Annotated in this window: 12 protein-coding genes, 3 tRNA genes and 2 pseudogenes; 3 read left to right on the top strand and 14 right to left on the bottom strand. The window is 52.5% G+C overall.

The window, feature by feature from the left end:
• Window positions 1–95: 95 nt before the first annotated feature.
• A pseudogene (locus ACOTXF_RS18065) lies at window positions 96–1,085 on the bottom strand (integrase arm-type DNA-binding domain-containing protein); the annotation flags it as partial.
• A gap of 80 nt (window positions 1,086–1,165) precedes the next feature.
• On the opposite strand from ACOTXF_RS18065, the gene ACOTXF_RS18060 reads away from it, so the two are divergent.
• Window positions 1,166–1,906, top strand: a complete 741-nt coding sequence (locus ACOTXF_RS18060; RefSeq protein ID WP_234115301.1) for a hypothetical protein — start codon at window positions 1,166–1,168, stop codon at window positions 1,904–1,906.
• 241 nt (window positions 1,907–2,147) lie between these two features.
• On the opposite strand, the gene ACOTXF_RS18055 is transcribed toward ACOTXF_RS18060, so the two are convergent.
• From ACOTXF_RS18055 to uvrY, 6 genes are all read right to left on the bottom strand, one after another.
• Window positions 2,148–2,234 (bottom strand) — tRNA-Leu (locus ACOTXF_RS18055).
• Between the two features lie 11 nt (window positions 2,235–2,245).
• Window positions 2,246–2,319, bottom strand: a tRNA-Cys gene (locus ACOTXF_RS18050).
• Between the two features lie 46 nt (window positions 2,320–2,365).
• Window positions 2,366–2,441, bottom strand: a tRNA-Gly gene (locus tag ACOTXF_RS18045).
• Between the two features lie 152 nt (window positions 2,442–2,593).
• The gene (gene pgsA / locus ACOTXF_RS18040; RefSeq protein WP_059359311.1) at window positions 2,594–3,142 is read right to left on the bottom strand and encodes a CDP-diacylglycerol--glycerol-3-phosphate 3-phosphatidyltransferase; all 549 of its coding nucleotides are present in this window, start codon (window positions 3,140–3,142) and stop codon (window positions 2,594–2,596) included.
• 56 nt (window positions 3,143–3,198) lie between these two features.
• Entirely contained in the window at window positions 3,199–5,031 is a 1,833-nt protein-coding gene (gene uvrC, locus ACOTXF_RS18035) for an excinuclease ABC subunit UvrC (RefSeq protein ID WP_234115300.1), read from the bottom strand.
• A complete protein-coding gene (gene uvrY / locus ACOTXF_RS18030; protein ID WP_023293888.1) occupies window positions 5,028–5,684 on the bottom strand; it encodes a UvrY/SirA/GacA family response regulator transcription factor in 657 nt (218 codons plus the stop codon). The genes uvrC and uvrY overlap by 4 nt, the downstream gene beginning before the upstream one ends.
• A gap of 370 nt (window positions 5,685–6,054) precedes the next feature.
• Between uvrY and ACOTXF_RS18025 the strand changes: the two are divergent.
• Window positions 6,055–6,123, top strand: a pseudogene (locus ACOTXF_RS18025) (hypothetical protein); the annotation flags it as partial.
• Window positions 6,124–6,148: 25 nt separating this feature from the next.
• Window positions 6,149–6,373, top strand: a complete 225-nt coding sequence (locus ACOTXF_RS18020) for a DUF2594 family protein (RefSeq protein ID WP_008500345.1) — start codon at window positions 6,149–6,151, stop codon at window positions 6,371–6,373.
• A gap of 66 nt (window positions 6,374–6,439) precedes the next feature.
• Here the strand turns inward: ACOTXF_RS18020 and sdiA are convergent, their stop codons facing one another.
• From sdiA to ACOTXF_RS17985, 7 genes are all read right to left on the bottom strand, one after another.
• Window positions 6,440–7,162, bottom strand: coding sequence for a transcriptional regulator SdiA (gene sdiA / locus ACOTXF_RS18015; RefSeq protein WP_008500344.1), 723 nt, complete (start codon window positions 7,160–7,162; stop codon window positions 6,440–6,442).
• Window positions 7,163–7,383: 221 nt separating this feature from the next.
• Window positions 7,384–8,136: an L-cystine ABC transporter ATP-binding protein TcyN gene (gene tcyN, locus ACOTXF_RS18010; RefSeq protein WP_008500343.1), complete on the bottom strand. Its 753-nt coding sequence runs from the start codon at window positions 8,134–8,136 to the stop codon at window positions 7,384–7,386.
• Window positions 8,133–8,801 carry a cystine ABC transporter permease gene (gene tcyL, locus ACOTXF_RS18005; RefSeq protein WP_008500342.1) on the bottom strand — a complete coding sequence of 223 codons (669 nt, stop codon included), beginning with the start codon at window positions 8,799–8,801 and terminating at the stop codon, window positions 8,133–8,135. The genes tcyN and tcyL overlap by 4 nt, the downstream gene beginning before the upstream one ends.
• Window positions 8,802–8,822: 21 nt before the next feature.
• Complete coding sequence (gene dcyD / locus ACOTXF_RS18000; protein WP_023344448.1) at window positions 8,823–9,809, bottom strand: D-cysteine desulfhydrase; 987 nt, start codon at window positions 9,807–9,809, stop codon at window positions 8,823–8,825.
• Window positions 9,810–9,915: 106 nt separating this feature from the next.
• On the bottom strand, window positions 9,916–10,716 hold the full coding sequence (gene tcyJ, locus ACOTXF_RS17995; RefSeq protein ID WP_021240470.1) for a cystine ABC transporter substrate-binding protein: 801 nt from the start codon (window positions 10,714–10,716) through the stop codon (window positions 9,916–9,918).
• An 86-nt stretch (window positions 10,717–10,802) separates the two neighbouring features.
• Entirely contained in the window at window positions 10,803–11,354 is a 552-nt protein-coding gene (fliZ, locus tag ACOTXF_RS17990) for a flagella biosynthesis regulatory protein FliZ (protein ID WP_234115299.1), read from the bottom strand.
• Window positions 11,355–11,408: 54 nt separating this feature from the next.
• A complete protein-coding gene (locus ACOTXF_RS17985; protein WP_008500338.1) occupies window positions 11,409–12,128 on the bottom strand; it encodes an RNA polymerase sigma factor FliA in 720 nt (239 codons plus the stop codon).
• Between the last annotated feature and the right edge of the window lie 33 nt (window positions 12,129–12,161).

Here is a 12,161-nt window from a genome sequence, read left to right as displayed (position 1 = left end):
AGCTGAACAGGAGGGACAGCTGATAGAAACAGAAGCCACTGGAGCACCTCAAAAACACCATCATACACTAAATCAGTAAGTTGGCAGCATCACCCACTTTTATCTATCCCGCACTCTGCCAGTATTTTTTCATAGGCCCACCGGGGTTCTGATATTGGTTTTCCATTATCTTTTACGGCAAACAGATAGGGGTTGCTGCCAGCCCGTGGGATCGAATCAATAATGGATAATGCAACATCACTGAGATACACAGTTCTGCTGCGACCATTCTTAGTATAAGGAATGAATAACGACCTGTTATCCCGATCAATATGTTTGTGCATGACATTCAGCATTTCTGATTTGCGTGTGCCGGTTAACAGCAGCATGGCTATCAGTCCCCCGGCTGCCTTATTGGGGTATCGTGCCGCAGCGTCGAGGATCCTTCTGATCTCATCGGCGTCAAAAAAGCGCGTCCGCTGATTATTCTCCTTCAGCAAAGGGATCTTATCGGCTTCATTCTTCTCTAAGACATCCTGTCGTAGCGCATAACGCCCCATAGTTTTCAGAATAGCCAGTGCCCTGTTACAGGTAGACGGTGCATACTGCTGGCCGTGAATACGACCCTCAAGCATGTCGAAAACCACCTGCTGGATTTCCCGGGCCCGAAGGTCGCAGTAACGTATCTTCCCCAGACGAGGTTCAATGTATTGCGTGAAACGCTGAACATCCTTATCCAAGGACTTTTTATGGCGCTTGATGAACGGAACATAGGTCTGGTGAAAAAACTCACTAAGCGTTGGCATAGCACGATAATTATCGCGTTCTGCCTTAGGGTCATTTCCCAGTGCAATCGCCTCCTTGTGACGACGAGCTATCTGACGGGCTGTCCCCACATCAATTTCAGGGAATCTGCCAATACTGATACTTTTTTTGGTACCGTGGAATGTGTAGCGCAGGAGGAAACGTTTGTTACCCGTTCGACCTGAGAGGCATTTGAGGCCAATGACCTCAGTATCGGATACCTCAAGCTCTGTAGATCGGGTATCTGTGTTTGCCGGAAGGGCTTTGATGGATGAATTGGTGAATCGGAAGGATTTTTGCATATTTATCCTCATGTATCTAATTGATATCATGAAAATAATATATATCTGAAGGTGTTTTTATTACGGGGCAGGATTGAAGAATGGAAAGGCTATTAGACGCGTACAAACGGATATTACAGGAAGTTGACGCCCAGTCATTTAACCTGAATGAAGATAAATACTCAGGCGTCTTTTTACCCGTGCCGTTTGAAGAATACTGGCATTCACCGGTAAAAATCATGCTGGTTGGACGAGAAACCGCAGGCTGGAATACGCTGAATGGTAAGAATACGATATCACGGGTGTTGGGACTTATACCTGACGTCACCATCGGGCAGGTGGTTGAAGAAGCTGTAGATCGTTACAGGAAACATCTTCCGGTACAAAATTATGGCACCACCAACCTCAAATCACGTAGCCGCTTCACGCAATATCATTTCAGGCTGGCCCGGGAGCTTAATATTCCTCCTCAGGCTATCGTGTATGCCAATCTACTGGCGTGGGATTACGACGGACTGACCCCTCTCAATCGCCCTCAAAATGAAGTGCAGGAAGTCATATTAGCCTCGCTGAAGCTGCTGGCGGTACAAATTAAACACCTTGAGCCTGATTTCATCATCTTTGCATCTGGAGCCTGGAGAACAGACTACATCATAAAACAGGTGCTTACTGAGCTGGGCGGCTATGAGACTTCTTCAGTCATTCCGGGGAAGCTATGGGAGTTCAAAACAGGTAATGCAATCTGTTTCAGAATTGCCCATCCAAGGGCTATGCGCGGACACCAGAAGTACAGAGATGAGGTGATTGCACGAATTCAGCAACTTTGTACTCAGGGTGGCTAGAGCATTACAGCTTGCTCAGCAGGGCCCCCTTCCCGGAAGAGTACCGGAAAACAGGCAAAGCGACCTGGTTCTCTATGCTGGAGGCGACACGTTCGATTCGGCATTGCCTGGCTGAAGATTGCAGCTCATCGCACCCCGTGAGCACAGGATATGCACAGGACATGAATTTCAGGCACAAAAAAACCACCCGGAGGTGGTTTCACGACACTGCTTATTGCTTTGATTATTCTGCTTTTTCCCATGGTAGCCGGAGTGGGACTTGAACCCACACAGCGCGAACGCCGAGGGATTTTAAATCCCTTGTGTCTACCGATTCCACCATCCGGCCAGGGAAGAAAGTGGAGGCGCGTTCCGGAGTCGAACCGGACTAGACGGATTTGCAATCCGCTACATAACCGCTTTGCTAACGCGCCGTAAAACTTTTCAAACTGACACCCGCTAATGCGCATGTCTTTAATCTGGAGCGGGAAACGAGACTCGAACTCGCGACCCCGACCTTGGCAAGGTCGTGCTCTACCAACTGAGCTATTCCCGCATGCCATCAAGTAAATGTCTAACTACTTGATTTCATTATCGTCCGGCTGACTGTGCCGCCGTTCGATGCGTTGCATTCTACTGATATGACGTTATGAGTCAACGTTATTTTTTGCATCCCCGGATCGTTTGCTGAAAATTACGGCGAAACGATCACTGATCAAGCAAATCTCCGCGCGCAGCGTTCAAATATTGCAGCATTGACCACAGCGTCAGCACTGCCGCCACCCACAGGAGGCCAATCCCCGCCCACTCAACCCAGGCGTTCGGACGCCACAGCATCCAGACCAGCGCCGCCATCTGCGCCGTCGTTTTCACTTTACCAATCCAGGAAACCGCCACGCTGCTGCGTTTCCCCAGTTCAGCCATCCACTCGCGCAGCGCAGAGATAATAATCTCACGGCCGATCATGGTTGCCGCAGGCAGCGTCACCCACCAGATATGATAGTGCTCAGCCACCAGCACCATCGCAATCGCGACCATCACTTTATCCGCCACCGGATCGAGGAAGGCACCGAAACGGGTGCTTTGATTCCAGCGGCGCGCCAGATAGCCATCAAACCAGTCTGTTACCGCTGCAATAAGGAAGATCAATGCGCAGGCAAAGGGTGCCCAGACAACCGGCAGGTAAAACGCCAGCACAAAGAACGGGATGAGCACAACACGAAAAAGAGTGAGCAACGTAGGGATGTTATATTGCATAGTGACGGTAACTATTTGTTGTCAGTAAAATTTAGCTCTATGTTGCTACAGAGCCCTCAATGTTTCAACGAGTAGTAGATCTTTTCTGCCAGCCCTTGCGAAATACCCGGCACTTTTGCAATTTCCTCCATGCTGGCGTTGAGTAATCCTTGCAATCCGCCCATATACTTCAGCAGCATCTGGCGACGTTTTGGCCCCACGCCTTCGATCGTCTCGAGTGAGCTGGTGTTTTTCACCTTCGCCCGTTTTTTGCGGTGACCGCTGATGGCGTGATCGTGCGATTCATCGCGAATATGCTGAATGACGTGCAGCGCCGGAGAGTCCGGCGGCAGGCTGAAGCCCTCACCTTCCGGCTCGAAGAACAGTGTCTCCAGACCGGCCTTACGATCGGCCCCTTTTGCGACGCCCAGCAGCAGCGGATGGTTTTTATCCCAGCTGACATCAAGCGATTCAAATACCGCTTTCGCCTGGCCGAGCTGCCCTTTCCCGCCGTCAATCAGGATCACATCGGGGATCTTGCTCTCTTCTATGGCTTTACCATAGCGACGACGCAGCACCTGATTCATCGCCGCATAGTCATCGCCCGGCGTGATGCCGGTGATGTTATAGCGGCGATACTCGGCGCGCAGCGGACCGTTAGCATCAAACACCACGCAGGACGCGACCGTCTGTTCCCCCATCGTATGGCTGATGTCGAAACACTCCATCCGTTTCACTTCCGGCAGCTTCAGCAGCGCTGCCAGGGCCGTTAAACGCTGGTTCACCGTCGACTGCTGCGACAGCTTCGTGCTCAGCGCCGTTCCCGCGTTGGTTCGCGCCAGCTTCAGATAGCGCGCGCGATCGCCGCGCGGTTTGGTTTGAACATTGACCCGGCGCCCCGCCAGTTCAGAGAGCGAATCGGCCAGCAGGGTTTTATCGTCAAGATTAAAATCGAGCAGGATCTCAGAAGGCAGCGTGCGCATCTGGCTGCCCTGCAGATAGAACTGGCCGACAAAGGTTTCCACCACTTCGCCCAGTTCGGTACCGCCAGGGACCTTCGGGAAATAGCTGCGGCTGCCGAGCACTTTGCCCTGGCGAATAAACAGCACGTGCACGCAGGCCATTCCGGCGTCAAAGGCCACGCCGATGACGTCGAGATCGTCACCGGTATTTGAGACAAACTGTTTCTCCGTGACTCTTCGCACCGCCTGGATTTGGTCGCGGATACGCGCGGCCTCTTCGAATTCGAGTGCGGCGCTGGCTTTTTCCATCCGCGCGATCAACTGCGTTAACACCTGATCGTCCTTGCCTGCTAAGAACAGGCGCACATACTCCACCTGCTGGGCATACTCTTCTTCACTGACCAGCCCGGCCACGCACGGCCCCAGGCAGCGGCCAATCTGGTACTGCAGGCACGGGCGCGAGCGGTTACGGTAAACGCTGTTTTCACACTGGCGGATCGGGAAGATTTTTTGCAGCAGCGCCAGCGTTTCTCGCACGGCATAGCCGTTGGGGAACGGCCCGAAATATTCACCCTTCGCATGTTTTGCACCACGGTGCATGGCGAGGCGCGGATGGGTGTCGCCGCTCAGAAAGATAAACGGGTAGGATTTATCATCCCGCAACAGGACGTTATAGCGCGGCTGGTAGAGCTTAATATAGTTGTGCTCAAGCAGCAGCGCTTCTGTCTCCGTATGCGTGACGGTAACATCAATATTCTGAATGAGTGAGACCAGCGCTTCGGTCTTACGGGAGGCCAGGTTACTGCGAAAATAGCTGGAGAGACGTTTTTTAAGATCTTTTGCCTTCCCCACATAGATAACCGTACCGCCAGCGTCATACATGCGATAGACGCCAGGCTGGCTGGTTACGGTTTTCAGAAATGCTTTTGAATCGAACACATCACTCACTGACTTAACAACGTCTCCGCATTACACAAACCATGTCGGATGGCCAGATGCGTCAGTTCGACGTCACCATGAATGTTCAGTTTACTGAACATCCGGTAACGATAGCTGTTTACCGTTTTCGGGCTGAGATTCAGCTGTTCCGAGATCTCATTCACCTTCTGACCTTTGGTGATCATCAGCATAATCTGCAATTCACGCTCGGACAAACTGGCAAAGGGTGATTCGGTTTTCTCGGGCTCGATCTGACTCAGCGCCATCTGCTGAGCGATGTCGGACGCAATATAACGCTGTCCGGCATACACGGAACGGATAGCATTGACGACCTCCTGTGGTGCAGCACCTTTACTCAGGTAACCCGCCGCGCCCGCCTGCATCACTTTCGCGGGCAGTGGATTTTCGGTATGCACCGTCAGCATAATGACTTTAGTGTCTACAAAGGTACGCGCGATTTTGCGTGTTGCTTCAAGACCACCGATACCGGGCATGTTCATATCCATCAGCACCACATCGGCGGAGTGGGTACGGCACCATTTTACCGCATCTTCGCCACAGCATGCCTCACCGGCAACTTTAATACCTTTAATATCTTCAAGAATGCGTCGTATCCCTGCGCGCACCAGTTCGTGGTCATCAACAAGAAGGACGTTGATCAAAGGAAATGTCTCCAGAATAGGGATAACGCTACTGTGTGATAATTTGGTTTATATTAACGGTTTTCCTGACAAGATTAAAACGTTAAAAAACCGGCTATTCGATTTTGCTCTCGTTTTTGGAAATTAGGCTGTACAGGCGGTGGAAAGAGAGCCCGTGCATTCAGGCCTCTTGCAGCTTTTTTTAACCATCTGTATTCAAAAAGTTACAAAAAACGGGCTGGCTTAACCTGCGCAAAAACAGGGTTCAACTTTTTGTAACAATAATTAACGGCAAGCGAACCCGACTTAAACAATTAATAATCATTAGCGGATTGAGTTTACCGGTACGATCTGTTTACGCAATTAAACATCGGCGTAAAAGTACGAAAAACAACCGCTGCATTTTTTGCTTCAGCTTGTGGTATACTCCGCCGCCTTGACTTTCGTCGTCGCGCTTTAGCGCCGTTTAATAATGAGGAAAATAAATGAGCACACCTGAATTTGCCACTGCGGAGAATAACCAGGAACTGGCACAGGAAGTAAACTGCCTGAAAGCGCTGCTAACGCTGATGCTGCAGGCGATGGGCCAGGCTGATGCCGGTCGTGTGATCATTAAAATGGAAAAACAAATCGCGGAGATGGAAGACCAGGCTGAATCAGCGGTATTTGCTAACACCGTTAAGCAAATCAAGCAAGCGTACCGTCAGTAACAAAAAACGGCTGGATGCAGTGCATTCAGCCGTTCGCTCGTCTGTCACGCAGAACGTTTTACTGCGTCAAATCAGTCCCGTTGCCGCCGCATAGCACGCGATCTGCGTCTTGTTGGGCGCGTTGAATTTCTTCTGCATATTCTTCTGATGGAAGTTAACGGTATTCTCTGAGATCGAGAGAATGATCGCTATTTCCGCTGACGTCTTCCCTTCCGCAGTCCATTTCAGAATTTCACGCTCGCGCTTGCTGAATTTCATTTCCGGCGGCATGACCATCTCATCGTCAAAACGCATCAGCGAGGTTAAGGCCATTTGCACCAGCATTTGCAACCGCAGCTCTATTTCTTCATGGGCTAATGGCCCTTCCTGTACACGCGTACGAGACACTGACAGGAAACCAAGCGCATGATTTGGCAGCATCAGGCACTGCGTTATTCCCGAGCGTAAACCGTGATCCTGGGCGCTGTGCCATAATTCCTGCGCCTCGGCGAATAATGCATCTGTCCAGGGGAGATGGCCCTGAATGAAATTCTCCGGTTTTAAAACCGGATCAATCGCGAAATAGTTCGCGGATTGATATTGCGCCATCCACAACTTTGGGTAAGTGGTTTGCAGGGAGATCTTAGGGCGGGTAAATGGCACGGGATGGCGCACGCAGAGCGCGTAATAATCGAATTCCAGCGCCTGAGTTTGTCGCTCCAGCTCCTGATATACCTCGGCGGCACAGGTCAATTCCTGAAACCGGAGGGAGCAATCCCGTCGCCAGGTGAAAAAGTCTAAATCCTTCATACTTACTAAATGAAGCCTCTGAACAGATAATCATTATTATGGTGAATATAAGCTAACACATAAAACTTTTTTCTAGCCACAAAATATCGGCAATAGCACAATTAACTTTACTATCGATAAGGTTTATCCGATCTGGATGGAATAAAAAAACAGAAGCCCTCGCGCAGAGGGAGAATAATTTGCTCCAGAGTCAATTTCTGGAGCAAATGCGTGCAAAAATGCTACTGCATAAGGAATTTTTCAAGGAATTGACGGGTTCGAGGCTGTTGAGGGTTAGCGAACAGGCTTTTCGCTGGCCCCTGCTCCACAATCCGTCCCTGATCCATAAAGATGGCTCTGTCAGCGACATCGCGCGCAAAGCTCATTTCATGGGTCACGATCACCATCGTACGTTTCTCCTGTGCCAGCTGGCGAATGGTGTTCAGCACCTCGCCCACCAGTTCCGGATCGAGCGCAGAGGTCGGTTCATCAAACAGGATCACGTCCGGGCGCATCGCCAGCGCGCGCGCAATCGCCACGCGCTGCTGCTGCCCGCCCGACAGGCGACGCGGATAGCTGGTCTCTTTCCCCGCCAGCCCGACTTTGGCGAGCAGTTCGCGAGCCCGCGCGGTCGCTTCCTCTTTAGGCTCACCTTTGACGATCACCGGCCCTTCGATGATGTTCTCCAGCACCGTACGATGCGGGAAAAGGTTGAAGTTCTGGAAAACAAAGCCGACATGCTGGCGCAGGCGGCGAATCAACCCTTTCTGTTGGCTGATGGATTTCCCGGTATCAATCGTGATCTCCCCGACGCGGATGGTACCGCCTTCCGGCTGTTCAAGCAGGTTAATGCTGCGCAGCAGCGTCGTCTTTCCCGAACCGCTCGGTCCAATAATCGCCACCACTTCGCCCTGCTCGACCTCCAGATCGATCCCGTGGAGCACCGTTTGACCGTGGAATTTCTTCACCAGGTTTTTGACGTCAATTGCACTCATTTTGGATCACGCTCCTGGCGGTTAAGCTGGTTTTCGAAGTAGTTTTGCAGAGCAGAGAGCACCGTCGCCATCACCCAGTAAATTAGCGAAGCGGCCAGATACATGGTAAAGACCTCAAGCGTACGGGAGGTGATGAGCTGTGCCTGACGGAAAAGCTCCGGAACCTGAATCGTTGCCGCCAGGGAGGTATCTTTCACCAGGCTGATAAAGCTGTTGCTGAGCGGCGGAAGCGCCACGCGTGCCGCCTGCGGCAGGATGGCCCGGCGCAGCGTCTGCCAGGGCGTCATCCCGATACTGGCCGCCGCTTCCCACTGCCCTTTGTCAATGGAGGAGATGGCCGCACGCAGGGTTTCGGAGGTGTACGCCGCGGTATTGAGCGACAGGCCAATCATCGCCGCCGGAATCGGATCCAGCTCGATACCAAACTGCGGTAAGCCGTAGTAGATCATAAAGAGCTGGGCGATAAGCGGCGTGCCGCGAAACACGGAGATATAAAAGCGCGCCAGCCAGCGCACCGGCAGGACAGGCGACAAGCGCATTAAGGCCAGTATAAATCCCAGTACCAGCCCAAAGAACATCCCGCCGATACTGAGCTGCAACGTAAATACCGCACCTTTCAGCAGGTACGGCAGAGAATCAATAACCAGTTGAATACTTTCTTGCATTATTATTTTTCGACCTGATTTTTAGACATGAGGATGATAGGCAAACAGCGCAGGCGCTCCGCCGGTATGGACAAATAAAATCGGCCCTTCATCCTTAAAGCGTTTTTGCGCAATGCCGTCGATCAGTCCGGCCATCGCTTTGCCGGTATAGACCGGATCGAGCAGTATGCCCTCGAGGCGCGCCAGCAGTTTCACCGCTTCCATTCCCTCTTCGTTCGGCATGCCGTAACCCGGCGCAAAATAGTCATCCCAGAGCAGAATATCGGCCGTGGCCTTCAGCTCCAGCTGCTCTGCGACCGCCTGCTGTAACGTAACCACTTTCGGCTTCTGATCCGCCACGCTGCGGGACACCGTCACGCCAATCAGTTCGACCTCCGGAAGCAGTTGCTCCAGCCCCACCGCCAGCCCGGCATGGGTGCCCGCACTGCCGGACGCGACCACGACGGAGGAGAGACTCACCGCACCCTCGCACTGCTGCGCGATTTCCAGCGCACTTTCCACGTACCCCAGCGCGCCCAGCGCATTCGAACCGCCGACGGGAATAACGTAGGGGCGAAAACCCTGCGCTTCCAGACGCGTCGCCAGCTCATCGAGCTGGGCGGTCGGGTCGGTCAGCGCGTCAACCATCTCAACCTGCACGTTAAACAGGTCTAACAGCAGGCGGTTACCGTTGGTGAGATAGTTTTCAGCCCGCGTGCCAATCGGGTTTTCCAGCAATGCCACGCAGTGAAGCCCAAGTTTTGCCGCCACGGCCGCCGTCTGGCGAACGTGGTTGGACTGGATGGCCCCGGCAGTGATGAGCGTATCCGCGCCTTCGCGCAGGGCGTCCGCCGCCAGAAACTCCAGCTTGCGCAGCTTGTTGCCCCCCATCGCCATGGGCGTCACGTCATCACGCTTAATAAAAATATCGCGCCCTAAATAATCAGAAAATCGCGGGAGATACTCCAGCGGCGTCGGCGCGCCGATGAACTCCAGGCGGGGAAAGCGCGTTAAATTCTGTAGTGACATGGATGCTCCGGTAACTCAGACAAAATGTGATATTTTTCATTATGCACGCAGACGCGTAAGAAATAAAAAAGGCGCTTTTAAAAGCGCCTTTTTTTACGTCAGAAACTTATTTCGTGACGTCTGCCCCGAACCACTTCTCGGAAAGCGCCTTCAGGCTACCGTCTTTTTGCATGTCAGCAATCGCGGAATCAATCGCTTTCACCAGGTCTTCGTTACCTTTACGTACGGCCACGCCGGATTCCTGACGAGAGAACGCATCACCCGCTACCGCCAGGGTGTTGTTGGTTTTCTTCACCAGATCCAGTGCTGCCAGGCGATCAACCAGAATGGCGTCGGTGCGGCCCACGCGCAGATCCTGGTATTTCGTCGGGTCATCATCATAGGTGCGGATATCCACGCCCTGAACGTTCTGGCGCAGCCACTCTTCGTAGTTGGTTCCCAGACCGACACCGACTTTCTTCCCTTTCAGGTCCGCAGCCGTTTTGATGGTGCCTTCGTTGCCTTTCTTCACCAGCGCCTGAATACCGGACACGGTATACGGGGTGGAGAAGTCATACTTCTTCTTACGCTCGTCAGAGATGGTGACCTGGTTGATGACCACGTCAATGCGTTTCGAATCCAGCGACGCCAGCATACCGTCCCATTTGGTCGGTTTCAGGGACGCTTTCACGCCGAGGTGTTTTGCCAGCTCTTCAGCAAACTCCACTTCAAAACCGGTCAGCTTGCCGTCATCGCCCTGGAAGCTGAACGGAGGATAGGTTCCTTCCAGCCCGACCAGCAGCGTACCGCGCTCTTTTACTTTATTCAGCAGGTTTTCTGCGGCGAACGTTTTCACGCTCATGCCCGCAACCAGCGCAACGGCCATAACCCCCATCAGCGCCTGACGACCCAGAAGTGCAAATTTCATAAATACCCCGATATAGTGGAATTTTTACGTAGTGTAGAGAAATCGCCTGCAACGTCAAAGGCGACTGCGCTACATCTTATTCTTTTTTAATATATATCAGAAGTTGTTCCGGCGTGGGCTTTCTGCTTTATGGCACCCGGCATTTGTACCTTATATTGTGCGTACTTGCGCAGCGCAATCCGGTAGTTGTTGGTGCTGGTCGCAGGCAGCCACGGCTCCAGGTTCTCGTCGAGATAACCGGTTTTGAGCAGATCGCGGGAAATGTTGTTCACGGTCAGATGTTGCCCGAGGCGGCGCAGGCGAACCACGTATTCGCGAACGGTGCCGTGGCTCATCTCCGTTTGTTCAAACAGGAACTGCTTGAAGCCGATAATGTCGAAGAAGTCGCTTTGCTCTTTGCAATGGAGATCGCCACAGAAACGGCAAAGCGACACCCACTCTTTTTGCTCTTCGAGCCATGCTGCTTCGTCCATCAACGTGTCGAGGCGAGAAATCGCGATCTTATTGACGATTTCGCCGCGGCGAACCAGCGTGATACGATCGAGTAGCTTGTTACAGTGGGCGCAATGCGTCTGGCTGTGTTTAAAGTCTTTCAGGTAGCGGCTTAAAGGCCGTCTTTTAGATTGCTGCACCGTCATGATAACTCCTGGTTGTCAATACGTTGTGCGGCATTTTTAAGGTGAATCAATCACCTATAACTTACCCAGCTTGGTTCGTAAGCGTTTAATGGCCTGGCTGTGCAGCTGGCTCACCCGCGACTCTCCCACCTCCAGAACAGCGCCAATCTCTTTGAGGTTAAGCTCTTCCTGGTAATAAAGGGTCAATACCAGCTGTTCGCGTTCAGGCAGAGCTTCAATAGCTTCCATGACGCGCTGGCGTAAATTCCCTTCCATTAAATGGTGTAACGGGTTTTCTTGCTGGTGCTCATCCGTCACCAGCTCGATGCTATCGCCATGCTCTTCTCGCCACTCGTCATAAGAAAAGAGTTGGCTATTATTGGTATCGAGCAACATCTGACGATACTCTTCAACAGCAATGCCAAGACGATCCGCCACTTCAGTTTCCGTTGCGTTGCGTCCCAGTTCCTGTTCCAGCTGCCCCATCGCATGCGCCACTTCGCGTGCGTTGCGGCGAACACTGCGTGGCACCCAGTCACGGCTGCGCAGCTCGTCCAGCATCGCACCACGAATACGCTGAACTGCGTAAGTCGTAAATGCCGTTCCTTGCAGAGCGTCGTATCGGTCAACTGCATTCAATAACCCGATACCGCCCGCCTGTAGCAGATCGTCGAGTTCCACGCTCGCCGGCAAGCGCACCTGGAGGCGCAATGCTTCGTGACGCACCAGCGGGACATAACGCTGCCACAGCGAGTGTTTATCCATTACACCTTCAGCGGTATAGAGTGAATTCACGATAAACAGCCCTGCGTTAGTTGAGTTATCGGC

This window comes from Enterobacter cloacae complex sp. IR53041, from assembly GCF_049238285.1.
Taxonomy (GTDB): Bacteria; Pseudomonadota; Gammaproteobacteria; order Enterobacterales; family Enterobacteriaceae; genus Enterobacter; species Enterobacter roggenkampii.
This window is presented reverse-complemented; position numbering and strand designations above follow the sequence as displayed.

Coding starts and splice junctions, on each gene's coding strand:
- ACOTXF_RS18060 (WP_234115301.1), top strand. CDS start 1,166: ATGGAAAGGCTATTAGACGCGTACAAACGGATATTACAGGAAGTTGAC.
- pgsA (WP_059359311.1), bottom strand. CDS start 3,142: ATGCAATATAACATCCCTACGTTGCTCACTCTTTTTCGTGTTGTGCTC.
- ACOTXF_RS18020 (WP_008500345.1), top strand. CDS start 6,149: ATGAGCACACCTGAATTTGCCACTGCGGAGAATAACCAGGAACTGGCA.
- sdiA (WP_008500344.1), bottom strand. CDS start 7,162: ATGAAGGATTTAGACTTTTTCACCTGGCGACGGGATTGCTCCCTCCGG.
- tcyN (WP_008500343.1), bottom strand. CDS start 8,136: ATGAGTGCAATTGACGTCAAAAACCTGGTGAAGAAATTCCACGGTCAA.
- tcyL (WP_008500342.1), bottom strand. CDS start 8,801: ATGCAAGAAAGTATTCAACTGGTTATTGATTCTCTGCCGTACCTGCTG.
- dcyD (WP_023344448.1), bottom strand. CDS start 9,809: ATGTCACTACAGAATTTAACGCGCTTTCCCCGCCTGGAGTTCATCGGC.
- tcyJ (WP_021240470.1), bottom strand. CDS start 10,716: ATGAAATTTGCACTTCTGGGTCGTCAGGCGCTGATGGGGGTTATGGCC.
- fliZ (WP_234115299.1), bottom strand. CDS start 11,354: ATGACGGTGCAGCAATCTAAAAGACGGCCTTTAAGCCGCTACCTGAAA.